Source organism: Thermopolyspora flexuosa (assembly GCF_006716785.1).
GTDB lineage: Bacteria > Actinomycetota > Actinomycetes > Streptosporangiales > Streptosporangiaceae > Thermopolyspora > Thermopolyspora flexuosa.
In genome coordinates, this window is record NZ_VFPQ01000001.1 from 4463513 (window position 1) to 4481273 (window position 17761).

General features: G+C 72.9%; 14 protein-coding genes and 1 tRNA gene. 6 read left to right on the forward strand and 9 right to left on the reverse strand.

Going from position 1 to position 17761, the window contains the following annotated elements:
- Nucleotides 1-62 precede the first annotated feature (62 nt).
- Nucleotides 63-135: transfer RNA gene (locus FHX40_RS19020), tRNA-Trp, on the reverse strand.
- A gap of 231 nt (nucleotides 136-366) precedes the next feature.
- On the opposite strand from FHX40_RS19020, the gene FHX40_RS19025 reads away from it, so the two are divergent.
- Both FHX40_RS19025 and FHX40_RS19030 read left to right on the forward strand, forming a co-directional pair.
- Nucleotides 367-1572: a pyridoxal phosphate-dependent aminotransferase gene (locus FHX40_RS19025; RefSeq protein ID WP_142260881.1), complete on the forward strand. Its 1206-nt coding sequence runs from the start codon at nucleotides 367-369 to the stop codon at nucleotides 1570-1572.
- Between the two features lie 204 nt (nucleotides 1573-1776).
- On the forward strand, nucleotides 1777-2829 hold the full coding sequence (locus FHX40_RS19030) for an adenosine deaminase (protein ID WP_142260882.1): 1053 nt from the start codon (nucleotides 1777-1779) through the stop codon (nucleotides 2827-2829).
- 19 nt (nucleotides 2830-2848) lie between these two features.
- Here FHX40_RS19030 and FHX40_RS19035 read toward each other — a convergent pair whose 3' ends face one another.
- Both FHX40_RS19035 and FHX40_RS19040 read right to left on the reverse strand, forming a co-directional pair.
- The gene (locus FHX40_RS19035) at nucleotides 2849-4885 is read right to left on the reverse strand and encodes an ATP-binding protein (RefSeq protein ID WP_142260883.1); all 2037 of its coding nucleotides are present in this window, start codon (nucleotides 4883-4885) and stop codon (nucleotides 2849-2851) included.
- A 148-nt stretch (nucleotides 4886-5033) separates the two neighbouring features.
- Nucleotides 5034-6050 carry an ATP-binding protein gene (locus FHX40_RS19040; protein ID WP_142260884.1) on the reverse strand — a complete coding sequence of 339 codons (1017 nt, stop codon included), beginning with the start codon at nucleotides 6048-6050 and terminating at the stop codon, nucleotides 5034-5036.
- A gap of 173 nt (nucleotides 6051-6223) precedes the next feature.
- Between FHX40_RS19040 and FHX40_RS19045 the strand changes: the two genes are divergently transcribed.
- Nucleotides 6224-6937 carry a class I SAM-dependent methyltransferase gene (locus FHX40_RS19045; protein WP_229788553.1) on the forward strand — a complete coding sequence of 238 codons (714 nt, stop codon included), beginning with the start codon at nucleotides 6224-6226 and terminating at the stop codon, nucleotides 6935-6937.
- 165 nt (nucleotides 6938-7102) lie between these two features.
- Nucleotides 7103-8968, forward strand: a complete 1866-nt coding sequence (locus tag FHX40_RS19050; protein ID WP_142260886.1) for an acyl-CoA dehydrogenase family protein — start codon at nucleotides 7103-7105, stop codon at nucleotides 8966-8968.
- Nucleotides 8969-9060: 92 nt separating this feature from the next.
- Here the strand turns inward: FHX40_RS19050 and FHX40_RS19055 are convergent, their stop codons facing one another.
- The 6 genes from FHX40_RS19055 to FHX40_RS19080 form a co-directional block, all read right to left on the reverse strand.
- Nucleotides 9061-9963 (reverse strand): helix-turn-helix domain-containing protein, encoded by a 903-nt coding sequence (locus FHX40_RS19055; RefSeq protein WP_142260887.1) that lies wholly within the window; start codon nucleotides 9961-9963, stop codon nucleotides 9061-9063.
- Between the two features lie 285 nt (nucleotides 9964-10248).
- Nucleotides 10249-11382, reverse strand: a complete 1134-nt coding sequence (locus FHX40_RS19060) for an acetyl-CoA C-acetyltransferase (protein ID WP_142260888.1) — start codon at nucleotides 11380-11382, stop codon at nucleotides 10249-10251.
- A 229-nt stretch (nucleotides 11383-11611) separates the two neighbouring features.
- Complete coding sequence (locus tag FHX40_RS19065) at nucleotides 11612-12499, reverse strand: class F sortase (RefSeq protein WP_142261890.1); 888 nt, start codon at nucleotides 12497-12499, stop codon at nucleotides 11612-11614.
- Between the two features lie 18 nt (nucleotides 12500-12517).
- Nucleotides 12518-13471, reverse strand: coding sequence for a hypothetical protein (locus FHX40_RS19070; RefSeq protein ID WP_142260889.1), 954 nt, complete (start codon nucleotides 13469-13471; stop codon nucleotides 12518-12520).
- 232 nt (nucleotides 13472-13703) lie between these two features.
- Nucleotides 13704-14522 (reverse strand): class F sortase, encoded by an 819-nt coding sequence (locus FHX40_RS19075; RefSeq protein WP_142260890.1) that lies wholly within the window; start codon nucleotides 14520-14522, stop codon nucleotides 13704-13706.
- 15 nt (nucleotides 14523-14537) lie between these two features.
- Nucleotides 14538-16031, reverse strand: coding sequence for a hypothetical protein (locus FHX40_RS19080; RefSeq protein WP_142260891.1), 1494 nt, complete (start codon nucleotides 16029-16031; stop codon nucleotides 14538-14540).
- A gap of 184 nt (nucleotides 16032-16215) precedes the next feature.
- Here FHX40_RS19080 and FHX40_RS19085 point away from each other — a divergent pair, with 184 nt between their 5' ends.
- Nucleotides 16216-17361 carry an acyl-CoA dehydrogenase family protein gene (locus FHX40_RS19085; protein WP_142260892.1) on the forward strand — a complete coding sequence of 382 codons (1146 nt, stop codon included), beginning with the start codon at nucleotides 16216-16218 and terminating at the stop codon, nucleotides 17359-17361.
- Nucleotides 17362-17579: 218 nt separating this feature from the next.
- Complete coding sequence (locus FHX40_RS25180) at nucleotides 17580-17747, forward strand: hypothetical protein (RefSeq protein WP_170198886.1); 168 nt, start codon at nucleotides 17580-17582, stop codon at nucleotides 17745-17747.
- Nucleotides 17748-17761 lie beyond the last annotated feature (14 nt).

The window sequence follows — 17761 nt, forward strand, 5'->3', positions numbered from 1 at the left end:
TCGTGTCCGTCGCATCTTGCGGCGCGCCAACACGCCTAACCCGGTGCGCGGACCGCACTTCGCAGGGCACGAGGGACTCGAACCCCCAACCGCCGGTTTTGGAGACCGGTGCGCTACCAATTGCGCCAGTGCCCTATGTCGCGAACCACCATACCGCCTCGGCGGACCGCCTTGTCCCAGCGTTCGTGAGGACGCCGTGAGGGCGCGTTGCCCCGCGTTCGTGGCTCACTAGATCTGGAAGTGTACGTGCCAACGGCCGCTTCGTCGAACCGAATGACGTCCGCGCACGTCAACGCTACCCCGCCACGGCGCGTACGTCGCGGATATCACAGCGAAACCTCGGCCGTGGTCTGGGACGATGGAGGCATGACCCGTCCCCGCATCTCGAAGCGCATCTCTTCGATCAGCGAATCCGCCACGCTCGCCGTGGACGCCAAGGCCAAGGCGATGAAGGCCGCCGGACGCCCGGTGATCGGCTTCGGCGCAGGCGAGCCCGACTTTCCCACGCCGGACTACATCGTCGAGGCGGCCGTCGAGGCCTGCCGGAACCCGCGGTTCCACAAGTACACCCCGGCCGGCGGCCTGCCCGAGCTGAAGGAGGCGATCGCCGAGAAGACCCGGCGCGACTCCGGGTACTCGGTCGAGCCGTCCCAGGTGCTCGTCACCAACGGCGGCAAGCAGGCGGTCTACGAGGCGTTCGCGACCCTGCTCGACCCGGGCGACGAGGTCCTCGTGGTCGCGCCGTACTGGACCACCTACCCTGAGGCGATCAAGCTCGCGGGCGGTGTCCAGGTCGACGTGGTCACCGACGAGACCACCGGCTACCTCGCCTCGGTCGAGCAGCTCGAGCGCCACCTCACCGAGCGCACCAAGGTGCTGCTGTTCGTCTCGCCGTCGAACCCCACCGGCGCGGTCTACTCGCCCGAGCAGGTGGCCGAGATCGGCCGCTGGGCGGCGGAGAAGGGCCTGTGGGTGGTCACCGACGAGATCTACGAGCACCTGGTGTACGGCGACGCGAGGTTCACCTCGATCGCCACGGCCGTGCCGGAGCTCGGCGACCGCGTGGTGATCCTCAACGGCGTGGCCAAGACCTACGCGATGACCGGGTGGCGGGTCGGCTGGCTGATCGGCCCGAAGGACGTGGTGAAGGCCGCCACGAACCTGCAGTCGCACGCGACCTCGAACGTCTCGAACGTGGCGCAGGCCGCGGCGCTCGCCGCGGTCTCCGGCGACCTGTCCGCGGTGGCCGAGATGCGCACCGCGTTCGACCGGCGCCGCCAGACCATGGTGCGCATGCTCAACGAGATCCCCGGCGTGGTCTGCCCCGAGCCGCTGGGCGCGTTCTACGCCTACCCGTCGGTGAAGAACATCCTCGGCAAGGAGCTGCGCGGCCGCCGCCCGCAGACCTCCGCCGAGCTCGCCGAGGTGATCCTGGAGGAGGCCGAGGTCGCGGTGGTGCCCGGCGAGGCGTTCGGCACCCCGGGCTACTTCCGGCTCTCCTACGCGCTCGGCGACAACGACCTCGTCGAGGGCGTGAGCCGCATCGGCAAGCTGCTCGCCGAGGCGCACTGACGCCCGGCGGGCGGCCCCGCCGTACCGAGCCGATCCCCGGCGGCGACCCTGCGCGGTCGCCGCCGGTTTTTTCATCGCACCGGCCGGCCGTACCCCGGCGCTTCGCCCACCTGCGCGGCGTTGCGACCCGGACGTCCGAAATCCGGTGACAGGGATCGCCCGGAACGGCCACGCGCACCGCGCGGGGTGCGGCACGATATGGCAATGCCACGTCCGCTCCACACTCTGCCGAAGGCGCATCTGCACCTGCACTTCACCGGCTCGATGCGCCACTCGACGCTGATCGAGCTCGCCCGGGAACACGGCGTGCACCTTCCCGACGCGCTCGTGGAGGACTGGCCGCCCCGGCTCCGGGCGACCGACGAGCGTGGCTGGTTCCGGTTCCAGCGGCTCTACGACATCGCGCGCTCGGTGCTGCGCCGGCCGGAGGACGTCTACCGCCTGCTGCGGGAGGCGGCGGAGGACGAGGCGGCCGAGGGCTCGCGCTGGCTGGAGATCCAGGTCGACCCGTCCGGGTACGCCAACCGGTTCGGCGGCCTGACGAACACCCTGGAGCTCGTCCTCGACGCGGCCGAGCGGGCGGCCAAGGCCACCGGGGTCGGCATCGCGGTGATCGTGGCGGCGAACCGCACCAAGCACCCCCTCGACGCGCGCACGCTCGCCCGCCTCGCCGGGCAGTTCGCGGGCCGGGGCGTGGTCGGCTTCGGGCTCTCCAACGACGAGCGGCGGGGCCGGGCGCGGGACTTCGACCGCGCGTTCCGCATCGCCAAACGGGCCGGGCTGCTCGCCGTGCCGCACGGCGGTGAGCTCGCCGGGCCGCAGAGCGTCGCCGAGTGCATCGACGACCTGGGCGCGGACCGGGTGGGGCACGGGGTGCGGGCCGCCGAGTCCGAGCGGCTCATGGCGCGGCTCGCCGACCGCCAGATCTGCTGCGAGGTCTGCCCGACCTCGAACGTCGGCCTCGGCGTCGCCGACACCGTGGCGGACGTGCCGCTGCGCCGGCTGTTCGACGCGGGGGTGCCGATCGCGCTCGGCGCCGACGACCCGCTGCTGTTCGGGGCGCGGCTGCTGCCGCAGTACGAGCTCGCCCGCGACGTGTACGGCTTCCGCGACGCGGAGATCGCCGAGCTGGCCCGCCAGTCGATCCGCTCCTCGGCCGCCCCGGACTCGCTCAAGCTCGAGCTGCTGCGCGAGATCGACCGCTGGCTGACCGCCCCGGTCGAGGAGGTGGAGGCCCCGGCGGCGGTCTGCCGCTGACCGCCGGCTCGCCGGCGCGTCAGTCGATGACGCCGCCGCCGGGTTCCAGGCTCGTGCCCCGGGCGTAGGCGGCCTCGTACCGCTCGTCGCCGATCATGCTGCGCACCCGGTGCTCGGTGGTGTGGCGGCCGGAGGCGAACGCCCGGGCCCCGGCCTGCGGGCCGCCGAACGCCGACCAGATGCGCTGCCCGGCGCCGAGCAGCCGGGCGGAGCGCTCGCCGTCCCCGCGGGCGGCGGCGACCGCGGCGAGCTGGTCGACGGCGAGCGCGCTGCCGAGCATGTCGCCGAGCCGCCACTTGGCGGCGAGCGCGGCGTGCACGTGCGCCTCGGCGGCGTCCAGGTCGCCGCGGCCGAGTTCGAGCACGGACCGCACGTAGTCGCCGTACGACCGGGACCAGACCTCGCCCTGCCGCTCGCACCACGCCCGGTGCCCCTGCAGCACCTGGTCGGCGCGCTCGTGGTCGCCGCGCCGCCCGAGGATGAGCGCGAGCGTGGGGCGGGCCATGGCGAGCCCGATGCCGGGGTCCGGCACCCGGGCGAACAGGTCGATCGCCTCGCACACGAGCTTCAGCGCGCGGTCGAGGTCGTCGCGGAGCATGGCGAGCACCGCGGCGACGTGCACGGCCGAGGCCGCCCCGGCCTCGTCCCCCTGGTCGGTGGCCTCCTCCAGCGCCTCCAGCGACCGGTCCGCCGCCACCGCGAGGTCGCCCTGGGCGAGCGCGACCCACGCCGAGGCCCACAGCGCCTTGGTCCGGGCGGGCGTGGGCCGCCGGTTGTGCGCGAGCGCCCGGTCCAGGTGGCGGCGGCCCTCGGTGATCCGGCCGGCGCAGAACCACAGGAACCACAGCGCGGCGACGAGCTCGAGGCCGTCCGGCCCGGTGACGGTGTGCTCGATCGCGGCCCGCAGGTTGGGGTACTCGCGGTGCGCCCAGTCGGTCCAGTCGAGCTGGACCCGGCCCGCCCACTCGGCCTCGGCCCGCACCGCGGCCTCCCGGTAGTGGCGGTGGTGGCGCCGCCGCAGCTCCTCCTCCTCGCCCAGCTCGCGCAGCCAGAACGCGCCGTACTCGCGCATCGGCGCATACAGGCGGCACCGCCCGGCGGTGCTGCGGGTGACCACGGACGCCTCGATCAGCCGGGCGAGCGGGCGGGCCGCGTCGGGGAGCCGGTCGTCGGTGCACACGGTGATCGCCGAGCCGATGTCGAAGCCGCCGGGGAACACCGACAGCCGCGCCCACAGCAGCCGCTCCTCCGGGCCGCACAGCTCGTGGCTCCACCCGACCGCGGTGCGCAGCGAGTGGTGCCGTCCCTCGGCGATCCGGTCCGGGTCGTCGCCGAGCAGGCTGAACACGTCGCCGGGGCGCTCGGCGAGCTCGCCCGGGGAGATCGTGCGCAGCCGCCGGGCGGCGAGCTCGAGCGCGAACGGGATGCCGTCGAGCCTGCGGCACAGCTCGCCGAGCGCCCGCCGGTCCGCGGCCGCGCCCCCCTCCGGCCGCGCGCCGAGCGCCTCGGCGCGCCGGGCGAGCAACCGGACCGCGTCGTACCGCTCGGGCCGGTCGTCCCCGGTCGGCGGTACGGCGAGCGGTTCTAGCCGCAGCACCCGCTCCTGCGGCAGGCCGAGCGGGCGGCGGCTGGTGGCGAGGATGCGCACCCCGGGCGCGGCGGCGAGGATCGCCTCGGCGAGCTCGCGGCAGGAGGCGATCATGTGCTCGCAGGTGTCGAGGACGAGCAGCATGCGCTTCCCGGCGAGCCGCTCGGCGAGCACCTCCCGCTGCGGCCGCGCGGCCTGGTCGCCGACGCCGAGCGCGGCCGAGACGCCGTGCGCGAGCAATCCGGCGTCGCGTTCCGCGGCGAGGTCGGCGAACCACGCCCCGTCGGGGAGGCGGCACGCCCGGGCGGCCTCCACGGCGAGCCGGGTCTTGCCGACCCCGGCGGGCCCGGTCACGGTCACCAGCGTGTGCTCCCCGATCAGCCGGGCGAGCTCGGCGAGCTCGGCCGATCGTCCGATGAGGCCGCCGATCTCCGCGGGCAGGTTGCCGGTCTGCCATGACGTCTTCATCACTGGTCCGCCCTCCTGACCGTCAGGCAACCATGCCGTGGGTAACGGTGTGGGTGCCCTCAGTGGTCGCGGGTGGGGCGGAGCCCCTCGAAGGCGAAGGATCCTCCTACCGGGGTGGAGGTTTCCACCGCTCTACGCGCCCGATCCGTCACCGTCGGTAATCGTCGTGGCGGCGCCGTACCGCCTCGCGTTCGCCGAGCCGGTCGAGCCACTCGGCGCCGAACGCGCGCACCCCGCGCAGCAGCCGGTAGCGGGCCGCGCCGGGGCGGTCGGCGCGGAGCACCACGGACTTGTCGACGAGCCCGCCGATCGTGTCGAGCACGGCGGAGGCGGGCAGCGGGCCGCCCGCGCACACGTGCTCCGCGGCGGGCAGGTCGAACTCGCCGGGGAACACCGACAGCCGGGCCCACAGCAGCCGTTCGCGCGGGGTGCACAGGGCGTGGCTCCAGCCGAGCGCGGCGCGCACGCTGCGGTGCCGTTCCGGCAGGTCCGCGGCGGCCACCGGAGCGGCGCCGGCGGGCTCCCAGCCGTCGCCGAGGGCGGCGATGTACTCCCGGATCGGCCGTCCGGACAGGGATCGGGCGGCGAGCTCGATGGCGAGCGGCACGCCGTCGAGCAGCCCGCACAGCTCGCGGGCGGCCTCGGCCTCGAAGCCGGGCGGGTCGCCGAGCCGGTCGCGGAGCAGCGCGACCGCGTCGCAGGCGGGCAGCGGGCGCACCAGGTGCACGTGCTCGCCGGGCACGCCGAGCGACCGGCGGCCGGTGGCGAGCACCCGCAGCCCGGGTACGGCCCGCAACAGCGCGGTGGCGAGGCGGGCCACGGCGTCGACGAGGCGGTCGCAGGTGTCGAGCACGAGCAGCACGCGGCGGTGGCCGAACCATTCGGCGATCGCGGCCGTCCACTCGGCGGCGGTGCGGTCGGGGTCGGGGGCGATGCCGAGGCAGCGGGCGACCGCGCCGGGCAGCGCGGCCGGGTCGTCGAGCGGCTCGAGGTCGACCATGACGGTGAGGTCGACCGGGATGCGCCCGGCGTCCTCGAGCACCCGGCGGGCGAGGCGGGTCTTGCCCACGCCCGCGACCCCGCAGAGCGTGACCAGCCGGGCCCGCCCGAGCAGGCGGATCACCTGGGCCGGTTCGGCACGCCGTCCGACGAAGGTCGTCGCCATGTAGCCCCTTTCGCGAGAGCCTCATCGTAGGCGCGGCGGGCCACGCGGACGGCCCGCTGCCACTAGACTCCCGACGAGACCGCGTCTCCCGCGGGCCGTGACTTCTCGCGCCATCCCGAGCGGAACACCACCATCGATCGGAAACGGGACACATGTCTGGGTACGACCGTGTTGTGCAGCCGGCCGCCGGCGAGGGGGCCCTGGAGAACCACCTGGGCGGAGACGAGGCGAGGAACTACCGGCGCTACGAGTACGACATGGTCGCCCCGCACGTGGGCCGCTCGATGCTGGAGATCGGCTCGGGCCTCGGCCACTTCGCCGAGCAGTTCCTGCCCCGCCTCGACCGGCTCGTGGTGAGCGACTTCGACCCGTACTGCGTGGAGCAGCTCACCAAGCGGTTCGCCGACCACGGGAACGTCGAGGTGCTCCAATTCGGCCTGCCGACCGAGATCCCGCTGCGGGAGAAGGTCGACACGGTCGTGATGATGAACGTGCTGGAGCACATCGAGCAGGACGTCGAGGCGCTGCGCTCGGTGGCGAGGGTGACGGTGCCGGGCGGCCGGATCGTGCTGTGGGTGCCGGGCTACATGCAGCTCTACGGCGACTTCGACCGGAAGGTCGGGCACGTCACCCGGTACACGCCGAAGACGCTGCGCGCCACGGTGGAGCGCGCCGGTCTCGACATCGAGGTGCTCAAGCCGATCAACCTGCTCGGCGGCATCGCCTGGTGGGTCGCGGTACGGCGCGGCGGCGTCGGCTACCCGGACCCGCGCCTGGTCAAGATCTACGACCGTACCGTGGTCCCGCTCACCCGGCTGATCGAGCGCTTCATCCGCCCGCCGTTCGGCCAGACCGTGTTCTGCGTCGCCCGGGTGCGCGGGTCCTGATCGCGGGCTCCCGCGGCGCCCTGACCACGCCCTGACCAGGGTCTGAACCGGGCCTGACCAGGGCCGCAATCGTCGGCCTCCCATTGGGTACGTAGTTCGCACGACACGCAACGTCGACGGTACGTACACAAAACGTCGTCCCCGAGGCGTCTTTGGGAGGCCGAGATGACGGACTACGCGAAGGCACGCGAGATCGCCGAACAGGCGCGCGAACGGGAGTGGACGCGGCCGAGCTTCGGCAAGCAGCTCTTCCTCGGCGACCTCCGGCTCGACCTCGTGCACCCGATGCCCCGGCCGGACGCGGAGCAGAACGCCCGGGGCGACGAGTTCCTGCACAGGCTGCGCCGGTTCCTGGAGGACAAGGTCGACCCGGCCGCGATCGAGCGCGAGGCGGTGGTCCCGCAGGACGTGATCACCGGGCTCGCCGACCTCGGCGCGTTCGGCATGAAGATCGAGCCCGAGTACGGCGGGCTCGGCCTCAACCACCTGTACTACACGCGCGCCCTGGCGCTCGTCGGGTCGTACTCCCCCGCGATCGCCACGCTGCTCTCGGCCCACCAGTCGATCGGGGTGCCGCAGCCGCTGCGGCTGTTCGGCACCGAGGCGCAGAAGCGGGCGTTCCTGCCGCGCTGCGCGCGGGGCGAGATCTCCGCGTTCCTGCTCACCGAGCCGGACGTCGGCTCCGACCCGGCCCGGCTGTCCACCACGGCCACCTTCGTCGACGACCCGGACGGCGGCCACTACGTGATCGACGGCACCAAGCTGTGGACCACGAACGGCACGATCGCCGACCTGCTCGTGGTGATGGCCCGTACCGGGTCGCGGATCAGCGCGTTCGTGGTGGAGGCGAACACGCCCGGCATCACGGTGGAGCGGCGCAACGCGTTCATGGGGCTGCGCGGCATCGAGAACGGCCTCACCCGGTTCGAGGGCGTGCGGGTCCCGGCGGCGAACCTCATCGGCAAGGAGGGCCAGGGCCTGAAGATCGCGCTCACCACGCTCAACACCGGGCGCATCTCGGTGCCCGCGGTGTGCGCGGGCATCGCCAAGTGGGCCACGAAGATCGCCCGGGAGTGGGGCGACGCCCGGGTGCAGTGGGGCCGCCGGATCGGCGAGCACGAGGCGGTCGGCGGCAAGATCGCGTTCATCGCGTGCACCGCGTACGCGCTCGAGGCGCTCGTCGACCTGTGCAGCCGGCTCGCCGACGACGAGCGCAACGACATCCGCATCGAGGCGGCGCTCGCCAAGCTGTGGGCCTCGGAGATGGCCTGGCAGGTCGCGGACGAGCTGGTGCAGATCCGCGGCGGCCGCGGGTTCGAGACCGCCGACTCGCTCGCCGCCCGCGGCGAGCGCGGGGTGCCCGCCGAGCAGATGCTGCGCGACCTGCGGATCAACCGCATCTTCGAGGGCTCGACCGAGATCATGCACCTGCTCATCGCCCGGGAGGCGGTCGACGCCCACCTCTCCGTCGCGGGCGACCTCGTCGACCCGAAGGCGGACATGCGCGCCAAGGCCGCGGCGGCGCGCCGCGCGGGCGGGTTCTACGCGCGCTGGCTGCCCACGCTCGTCGCCGGTCCGGGCAACCGGCCGGGGTCGTACGCGGACTTCGGGCCGCTCGCCCACGAGCTGCGGTACGTCGAGCGGGCCTGCCGCAAGCTCGCCCGGTCGACGTTCTACGGCATGTCCCGGTGGCAGGGGCGGCTGGAGCACCGGCAGCGCTTCCTCGGCCGGATCGTGGACATCGGGGCCGAGCTGTTCGCGATGACCGCGGTGTGCCTGCGCGCCCGGGAGGACGCGGCCCGGCTCGGCCGTGGCCCGCAGGAGCTCGCCGAGGGCTTCTGCCGCCAGGCCCGGCAGCGGGTGGAGGCGCTCTTCCACGACCTGTGGCACAACACCGACGACACCGACACCCGGATCGCCCGCCGGGTCATGGCGGGCCGGTACACGTTCCTCGAGGAGGGCGTGCTCGACCCGTCGATCGACGGCCCGTGGGTCGCCGTGCCGCGCGCGAGGGTGGCGGCGAAGAGCTGATCATCCGGCCGGTACGGCCGGGCGGCGCGGGCATGCCGAAGGCACCGGGCGTGCCCGCGCGGCACGCCCGGGACGACCGGCGGCCGGGTGGCCTAGAACTCGTCGAGCAGGTCCTTGAGGAACTGCTTGGACGCGGCGACGGTGTTCGCCTGCACGCTCACCCGGTCCATGACCTCCATGTACGCGTCGGTGTCCTCGCGCTTGTCGAGGTAGAGCGCGCTGGTGAGCTGCTCGATGTAGACGACGTCGGGCAGCGCCGGCTCGCTGAACCGCAGGAAGGTGAACGGCCCGCCGGCCGCGGCGTGGCCGCCGCGGGAGAACGGCAGCACCTGGAGGCGGATGTTGGGCCGCTCGGTCATCTCCAGCAGGTGCTCGATCTGGCCGCGCATCACCTTCGGCCCGCCGAACGGGCGGCGCACCGCGGCCTCGTCCACCACGGCCCACAGCGTCGGCGCGTCCGGCCCGAGCAGCCGCTGCTGGCGGCGCTCCCGCAGCTCGATGCGGCGGTCGATCTCCTCCTTGCTCGCCCGCGGGTGGCCGATGCTGATCACCGCCCGGGCGTAGTCCCGGCTCTGCAGCAGGCCGGGGATGAACTGGATCTCGTAGGTACGGATGATCGAGGCCGCCTCCTCGAGGCCGACGTACACCTCGAACCAGTGCGGCAGCAGGTCGCTGTACTTGTGCCACCACCCGGGGCGGTTCGCCTGCCGGGCGAGCTCGAGCAGCGGGGCGCGGTCGGCGGGGTCGGTCACGCCGTACAGGGTGAGCAGGTCGGCGACGTCGCGCTCCTTGAAGCTCACCTTGCCGAGCTCCAGGCGGCTGATCTTGGCGTGGGAGGCGCGGATCGCGTAGCCGGCCTCCTCGCGGCTGATGCCCCGCTCCTGGCGGAGCCGCCGCAGCTGACTGCCGAGCAGGATGCGCAGCACCGTGGGTCCGCCCTTGGCGAGTGCCACGGGAGATCGGGGCTCGATTTCCTCCGCACGCCGAATCGCCATCTCAGCCCTCCCTAGGGCGAAACCTGGAATCTCGGTAAGTGTTGCATCCGTCCGCGTTGTCCGTACAGCTTCAATCACAGATGCACGTGCGTTTGTAAACACCCCTGACGCGCACCGGTGAAGAGCCGTTATCCTCGCCGTGCGGAACGGCCGGCAGGCCGGGGCGGGCCCGCGCGGCACCCCGCGTAGGCCATGCCGATGATAGTAGTCCCGATCATGAAAGACGCCCGTCCCCCTCGGGGACGGGCGTCACAAATGATCAACGATTCGGGTACGGCCCGGCGGTCAGAGCCGCTCGATGATCGTCACGTTCGCCATGCCGCCGCCCTCGCACATGGTCTGCAGGCCGTACCGGCCGCCGGTGCGCTCGAGCTCGTGCAGCAGCTTGGTCATGAGGATCGCGCCGGTGCCGCCGAGCGGGTGGCCGAGCGCGATCGCGCCGCCGTTCGGGTTGGTGCGGGCCGGGTCGGCGCCGATCTCCTTGAGCCATGCGAGCGGCACCGGGGCGAACGCCTCGTTGATCTCGATCACGTCGATGTCGTCGATCGACAGGCCGGTCCGCTCCAGCGCCTTCCGGGTGGCCGGGATCGGCGCGGTGAGCATGTAGACCGGGTCGTCGCCGAGCACGGTGAGGTTGACGATGCGGGCGCGCGGGGTGAGGTTGTGCTCGCGTACCGCGCGCTCGGAGGCGATGAGCACCGCGCCGGAGCCGTCGGAGATCTGCGACGAGGTGGCGGCGGTGATGATGCCGTCCTCGCGCAGCGTCTTGAGCTCGGCCATCTTCTCCAGGCTGGTGTCCGGCCGCGGGCCCTCGTCGTTCTCCACGCCGTTGACCGGCACGATCTGGTCCTTGAACCGGCCGTCGGCGATCGCCTTGGCCGCGCGCTGGTGGCTCTCCAGCGCGTACTCCTCGAGCTGGCGGCGGGTGAAGCCCCACTTCTTGCACATCAGCTCGGCCCCGTGGAACTGGGAGATCTCCTGGAGGCCGTAGCGGGCGACCCAGCTCTCGCCGTACGGGAACGGCATGTTCGGCACCAGCGACGCGCCCATCGGCACGATGCTCATCGACTCCACGCCGGCCGCGACCACGAGGTCCTGGGTGCCGGAGAGCACCGCCTGGGCGGCGAAGTGCACCGCCTGCTGGGACGAGCCGCACTGCCGGTCGATCGTGACGCCGGGCACGCTCTCCGGGAAGCCCGCCGACAGCCAGGCGTTCCGGCCGATGTTCAGGCTCTGCGGCCCGACCTGCATCACGCACCCCATGATCACGTCGTCCACCGCGGCGGGGTCCACGCCGGTGCGGTCGATGAGCGCCTTGAGGGTGTGCGCGGCCAGGTCCGTGGGGTGGACACCGGAGAGTCCGCCCTTCCTCTTGCCGATCGGGGTCCGGACCGCCCCGACGATGTACGCCTCTGCCACGGTGCCTCCTAGGTCCTCTCCCGTGAGACCGAGCATTATTCGGTTACTCGTAGGTTACATCAGGACGCCCGGCCCGAAAGCCCCTCTCCCGGCATTCCCGGCGCGGCGGGCACGGGCGCACGCCGGAAGGACGTCCTGGGGAGAGCCTGCCCGTTTCGGCCGGTCACACTCCGCGCACCCCGCAGGGCGCGGTCCGGCCGGGGATCCGGTACGGCACGGCCGCGGCGGGTCAGCCCGACGCCATGCGGGTGGCGGTCATCGTGGCGTAGACGATGATGTTGTCGGTGTAGTGGCCGGTGGTGCGGTCGTAGACGCCGCCGCAGGTGATCAGCCGCAGCTCGGCGGTGGCGGCGTCGCCGTACACCCGGTGGGTGGGGAACACGTCCTTGCCGGCCTGCTCCAGGCCGCCGACGGTGAACACGGCGACCGTGCCGTCCATGCGCACCACCTCGATCGTGTCGCCGTGGCGCAGCTCGTGCACCCGGCTGAACACGGCGCTGCCGGTCCGGGTGTCCTTGTGGCCGAGCAGCACGGCCGGGCCCGCCTGGCCCGCGGTGGGGCCGTACCGGTACCAGCCGACGAGGTTCGGGTTGTTCACCGGCGGCACCTGGATCACGCCCCGGCGGTCGAGGCCCACCGAGCGGATCGGCGCGTTCACCCCGATCTTGGGGATGATCAGCCGTTTCGGCGTGGAGGGCTGGAGCGGCGGGGCCGGGGGCAGGTTCGGCACCGGGGCCGCCGCGTCCGGGGCGAGGGTGGTGAGCGCGCCGGCGTTCGCCGCGTCCGGGGTGGGCTGCACGCCCACGTTGAGCGAGGTACGGCCGTTGCCGGAGGCGAGGCCGTACTCCTCGGGGTTGCTCGCCATGAGCAGCAGCCCGGCGATCACGGTGACCACGCCCGCCAGTGCCGCGACGATGAGCACGACGCGCATGATCTGGTGCGCGCTCGGCCGGGGCGGTGGCGGGTCCGGCCGCGGCGGCACGGGCTGCGGCCAGGGCTGGATCGCCTGCGGCTGGGGGAAGGCCGGGTAGGCGGGCAGGCCGCCGTGCGGGTCACCGGGCACGCCGCCGGGTGGGGGCGCCTCGCCGGGGTATCCGCCGCCGTGGGTCGGTGGCATGCTCACCGGCGGCCCCGCTCACCCTCGGGCGAGACGTCGCCGCCGCAGCACGAGACCACCGGCCGCCGCGCCGAGCAGCGTGATCGATCCGGCGAGCACGAGCGTGCGCCCGTCGGGCCCGGCCTCGCCGCCTCCGCCGGTCGCGACGCCGCCCGCGGGCGTGCGCGCCACCTTCGAGCCGTTCGTCGGGTGCTCCGTCACGGTCACCTCCACGGTGTGGGTGGGTTGCCGGGACGGGCTCTGCGTGGTGGTCGGTGAGGTGGCGGCGCCGGGCGTGCCCACGGCCGCGGTGACCGCGGCGGGGACGGTGTTGCCGGTGACGGCGGGGGTGCACGTGTAGAGGTCGACTGCGGCGGCGCCGGGCTGGGCCACCCGGAGGGTGAACGCGCCCGCCTGCAGGACCAGTGACGTCGTGCCCGGCTCCGGGGTGACGGTCACCGTCGCGGTGGGGATGGGCGCGAGCGGTGACCCGGACGGCACCGGGGTGGTCACCGACGCCGTGGCCTCACCGGTGACCGACGACACCGCCGGCGGGGTCGGGGCGGCGCTCACCGACACCTGCGGCACGAGCTGGATCTGCGCGCCCGCGGGGATCTCCGCAGTGGCGCTGAACGACGGGTTCGCCCCCGCGATCACCACCGTGGCCGGGTACGCCGCCTGCGCGGTCGCCGACGTGCCGCCGGAGAGGTTGATCGTCACCTCGTGGGTGGTCTCACCGCCGGAGCCCGTACCGGTGCCCGGAGACGTGGTCGTTCCGGTGCTCGGGGATGTGGTGGTCCCGGTACCCGGACTCGTCGTGGAGGTCTGGGTACCCGCCTCGGTGCCCGCGCCCGTACCGGTCCCGGCGGCGGTGCACGTGTAGGTGACGGTCCTGGTGTCCGCGCCGGCGGGCAGGCCGGTGAGGAGAGCGCCCATGCCGACGGTTCCGAGGGCAGCGGCGAGCAGGGCGAGGCGTCGCTGTGCCTGGGACATCCGCACGTGTCTCTCCTAGCCTCTTTTCGCTTTTCCGACTCAACCTGTCAGATCACGTCAGGGCGCACCAGGATCGCAGTGCTTGGTCACGGTACGGTCGCGATCACATCGACATACCGAACGGCTCGTGGCGAACCGTCACGTCACGGACGATCTACCTCATACCGCCCCCAGCCTAGAACGGCGGGCCCGGCGGGGCGGGGTGATCGCGCGAATCGGCCCGGATCGGCCCTCAGGCCGCCCGGGTGTTGGAGAGCGTGGCGTACACGATGATGTTGTCGCTGTAGCCGTGCCGCTTGCGGTCGTACACGCCGCCGCAGGTGATCAGGCGCAGCGCGGCCTCGGTGGTGTTGCCGTACACCCGCTCGGTGGGGAACGTCTTCTTGCTCACCTGCTCCACGCCGTCCACGGTGAACTCGGCCACGACCCCGTCGGAGCGGGTCACGTAGATCTTCTGGCCGCGCCTGATCTCGCGCAGCCGGGCGAACACGGCCGCGCCCTGCCGGTTGTTCACGTGGCCGAGGATGACGGCCGGGCCGAGCTCGCCGGGCACCGGGCCGTGGCGGTACCAGCCCGCGAGGTTGCGCCGGCTCAGCGGCGGCACCTGGATCTCGCCCGAGCGCTTCACGCCGAGCCGCATGAGCGGGGCCGACACGCCGAGGTCGGGGATGGCGATGCGGACCGGGCGCACCGTGCGGCCGGTGGTGACCGGCGGCACCGGCGAGGCGGCGGGCGACGGCGGCGGCGCGGTCGGCGCGGCCTGGGTGAGCGGTACGCCCGGGCCGCCGGGGCCGACGGTCGGGGGCAGGTAGGAGCCGGTGCCGCCCACGTTCACCACGTTGAGCTCCTGCGGGGCCTCCGCCTCCAGGGTCGTCGTGGCGGGCGTGAGGAACGCGAGCAGACCGGCCATGATCGCGGCGATTCCGGCGAGGCAGGCGAGCAGCAGCACCGCGGGCAGGGCCGCCCGCGGCAGGACCCGGCCGGGCCGGTACGGCTGCGCGGGTGGGTGCGACGGCTGCGGCGGCCGGTATCCGTCCGGCTGGTTCGTCATCGTCGCCTCCCCCGCTCAGCTCGTCGGACCGGGACGGTCGCCCGCGTGTGCGGCGCGGCGCCTGCGCAGCGCGAGCCCACCGGCGAAACCGCCGCCGAGCAGCAGAGTGCCGAGCGCCACGAGCGCGCCGGGGGACGGCCCGGCGGCGGGCGCCTCACCGGTCGCCGCCGCGCCGACCGGGGTGATCCGTACCTGCGGGCTCGCGGTCACGGTCGCGGTGACCGTCTGGGTGGGCCGCGGCGAGCCGGACACCGTGGTGGTCACCAGCACCTGGTTCGGCGTCGGGGTGCTTCCCGCGGTCGGGGTGGTACCGCCGGTCGGGGTGGTACCGCCGGTCGGGGTGGCGCTCCCGCTCGGCGTGGCGCTCGTGCTCGGGGTGCCGCCACCGCCGTTGTCGCCGTTCCCGTTGTCCCCGTTACCGTCGTCGCCGTTCCCGTTGCCGTTGCTCCCGGTCGGCGAAGGCTCCTCCGGTTCGGTGGGCTGCTCGCTCGGGTCACCCGGCGTGCCGTCGGTGACCGTGATCGGGATGAGCGGCACGTTCTCCGGCGGCTTGCACACGGTCCGGTACGGCGAGGCCGCCGAGTTGTCGGCGGTGGCGGCGCGCACGCGGAAGGCGTCCACCCGGGCGTACTTGCCCTCGATGGTGTTCTTGACGGTCAGGGTGTACTTGCCGTACGGCAGGCCGTCGATCGCGGTGAACGTCTCGCGCAGCCGCGGCTCGGCCGCGGCGTCCCAGTAGGCGTCGTGGACCTGGCGGTACTCCACCGGGGGATAGCCGTCGTCCACGGTGAGCTCGAACCGGCTCATGTCGACGTTCTTCATGCCGATCAGGTCGACGCCGGTGCCGACGAAGGTGAACCGGGCCGTGTCCCCCTGCCTGGAGGTCTGCTGCAGGCTCCCGTTGATCGGCGTCTCGCCCCCGGCCCAGGGTCCGCTGTCGGCGCTCCAGGCGCCGTCGTACTCGACGGAGAAGTCGCCCGCGTCGTCGAACCTGTCGTCCCAGACCGACTCGGCGGGGGCGAGGTCAATGACGAGCGAACCGATGCGGAGCGCGCCGGTCCCCGGATTGGAGGCGATCACCTGGCCGTTGGCGACGGCACCGAGTGGCAGGTTATCCGGCTGCCGCAGCCGCTCGGCGTCGTAGAACTCGGTGCCCGTGGCGTCGATCGTGCCGCGCCCGGTCCACACTCCGGTCGCGTAGACGCGCCCGGTGACGGCGAGATGGCCGCCCTTGTCGAGCTTGCGGTCGTCGTACGGGTCGGTCACCTTCAGCGGTGACTGCACGCCGAGCTGCCACTGCACCACGAGCGGCTGGCCGACCGCCGGCTCCCGGGACGACACCGAGATGTTGACCGCGACGGTGCCGCCGGGCGCGAGCGGTCCTCTGCAGGTGAAGTAGTACGGGCCCTCGGCGTGGGCCGGGGACGCGGGCAGCCCGGCGACGGCGCCCGCTCCGACTCCCAGCGCGAGGACCGTCGCGATCTTGCGCAGCCGCACACTCCAGCGCATCCCCGCACACCTCGCCCACGAAGCTCCACCCTGACCAGGGCGGTTGATCGCAATCGCGGTTGATCGTACTAACCGCGCGGAATCACCCGCTGACGCGCTCGGAGCAATGTGCCCTACTTGTGACCTATGTACTGATAGGTAACCAGAATCGTATTCTGTGGAGTGACGTGAAGGAGGCAGTCAGATGCGCCGGGATCTCTTCGAAGAGGAACACGAACTTTTCCGGGAGACCGTGCGGGACTTCCTGGCTCGCGAGGTGGTCCCCCACCACGCCCAGTGGGAGAAGGACGGCATCGTCCCCCGCGAGGTCTGGAAGAAGGCCGGCGAGATCGGCATGTTCGGCTTCGGCGTGCCCGAGGAGTACGGCGGCTCCGGAATCACCGACTTCCGCTACAACGCGGTGATGCTCGAAGAGGTCATGCGGGTCGGCGCCACCGGCCTCGGCTTCTCCCTCCACACCGACATCGTCGCCCCCTACCTCGTCGACCTCACCAACGACGAGCAGAAGGAGCGCTGGCTGCCCGGCTTCGCCTCCGGCGAGCTCATCACGGCGATCGCGATGACCGAGCCGTCCGCGGGCAGCGACCTGCAGGGCATCCGCACCACCGCGGTCCGGGACGGCGACCACTACGTGGTCAACGGCTCCAAGACGTTCATCACCAACGGCATCAACTCCGACCTCGTGGTCACGGTCACCAAGACCGACCCCACCAAGGGCGCCAAGGGCATGACGCTGCTCGTGGTCGAGCGCGGCATGGAGGGCTTCACCCGGGGCCGCAACCTCGAGAAGATCGGCATGAAGGCCCAGGACACCGCCGAGCTGTTCTTCGACAACGTGCGGGTGCCGGTGGCGAACCGGCTCGGCGACGCCGAGGGCCAGGGCTTCTACCAGCTCATGCGGAACCTGCCGCAGGAACGGCTGTCGATCGCGGTCGGCGCGGTGGCCGCGGCCGAGACCGTGCTCGAGCAGACCATCGAGTACTGCCGCACCCGCCAGGCGTTCGGCCAGAGCATCGGCAAGTTCCAGAACACCCGGTTCGTGCTCGCCGAGCTCGCCACCGAGGTGGAGATCGCCCGGCACTACGTGGACAAGTGCATCATGGCGCTCAACGCCGGCGAGCTCACCGCCGTCGACGCCGCCAAGGCGAAGTGGTGGACGACCGAGCTGCAGAACAAGGTCATCGACCGCTGCCTGCAGCTGCACGGCGGCTACGGCTACATGCTCGAGTACCCGGTCGCCAAGGCGTTCCTCGACGCCCGGGTGCAGAGCATCTACGGCGGCACGAACGAGATCATGAAGGAGATCATCGGCCGCTCCTTCGGCTTCTGACCCACTCCGCACACCGATCGCGCCCACGGCGGGCCAGGACGACCGCCGTGGGCGCCGTCCGTCATACCCGCCGCGCGCCGCGTCCGCGCGCCCGCCGCGTCCCGGTCGCATACTGGTTGGCATCGGCACCGGTACGGCGAGCCCTGCCGTACCGGCCGGGGCGGCCGCGGACGGACGGCGAGAACCCGCCCGGGAAGGCGAAGGGATGATGGTGGGCGATGGGTGACAACAGCGGGCTGATCCTGCTGGTCTTCCTGGCGTTCCTGTTCGCCTGGCTGCTCAACCGCGTGCGCCGGGCGTTCCGCCTCGGCCCCGTGGGCTACGCCGGCGTGATGGTCGTGTTCATCATCGTCGTGCTCGCCATGTGGGGCCAGACCATCGGCTGAGCCACGCCCGCGCG

Bases quoted from the DNA above. Each gene is read 5' to 3' on its own strand.
- FHX40_RS19025 (WP_142260881.1), top strand. From the start codon at position 367: ATGACCCGTCCCCGCATCTCGAAGCGCATCTCTTCGATCAGCGAATCC.
- FHX40_RS19030 (WP_142260882.1), top strand. From the start codon at position 1,777: ATGCCACGTCCGCTCCACACTCTGCCGAAGGCGCATCTGCACCTGCAC.
- FHX40_RS19035 (WP_142260883.1), bottom strand. From the start codon at position 4,885: ATGAAGACGTCATGGCAGACCGGCAACCTGCCCGCGGAGATCGGCGGC.
- FHX40_RS19040 (WP_142260884.1), bottom strand. From the start codon at position 6,050: ATGGCGACGACCTTCGTCGGACGGCGTGCCGAACCGGCCCAGGTGATC.
- FHX40_RS19050 (WP_142260886.1), top strand. From the start codon at position 7,103: ATGACGGACTACGCGAAGGCACGCGAGATCGCCGAACAGGCGCGCGAA.
- FHX40_RS19055 (WP_142260887.1), bottom strand. From the start codon at position 9,963: ATGGCGATTCGGCGTGCGGAGGAAATCGAGCCCCGATCTCCCGTGGCA.
- FHX40_RS19065 (WP_142261890.1), bottom strand. From the start codon at position 12,499: ATGCCACCGACCCACGGCGGCGGATACCCCGGCGAGGCGCCCCCACCC.
- FHX40_RS19070 (WP_142260889.1), bottom strand. From the start codon at position 13,471: ATGTCCCAGGCACAGCGACGCCTCGCCCTGCTCGCCGCTGCCCTCGGA.
- FHX40_RS19075 (WP_142260890.1), bottom strand. From the start codon at position 14,522: ATGACGAACCAGCCGGACGGATACCGGCCGCCGCAGCCGTCGCACCCA.
- FHX40_RS19080 (WP_142260891.1), bottom strand. From the start codon at position 16,031: ATGCGCTGGAGTGTGCGGCTGCGCAAGATCGCGACGGTCCTCGCGCTG.
- FHX40_RS19085 (WP_142260892.1), top strand. From the start codon at position 16,216: ATGCGCCGGGATCTCTTCGAAGAGGAACACGAACTTTTCCGGGAGACC.
- FHX40_RS25180 (WP_170198886.1), top strand. From the start codon at position 17,580: ATGGGTGACAACAGCGGGCTGATCCTGCTGGTCTTCCTGGCGTTCCTG.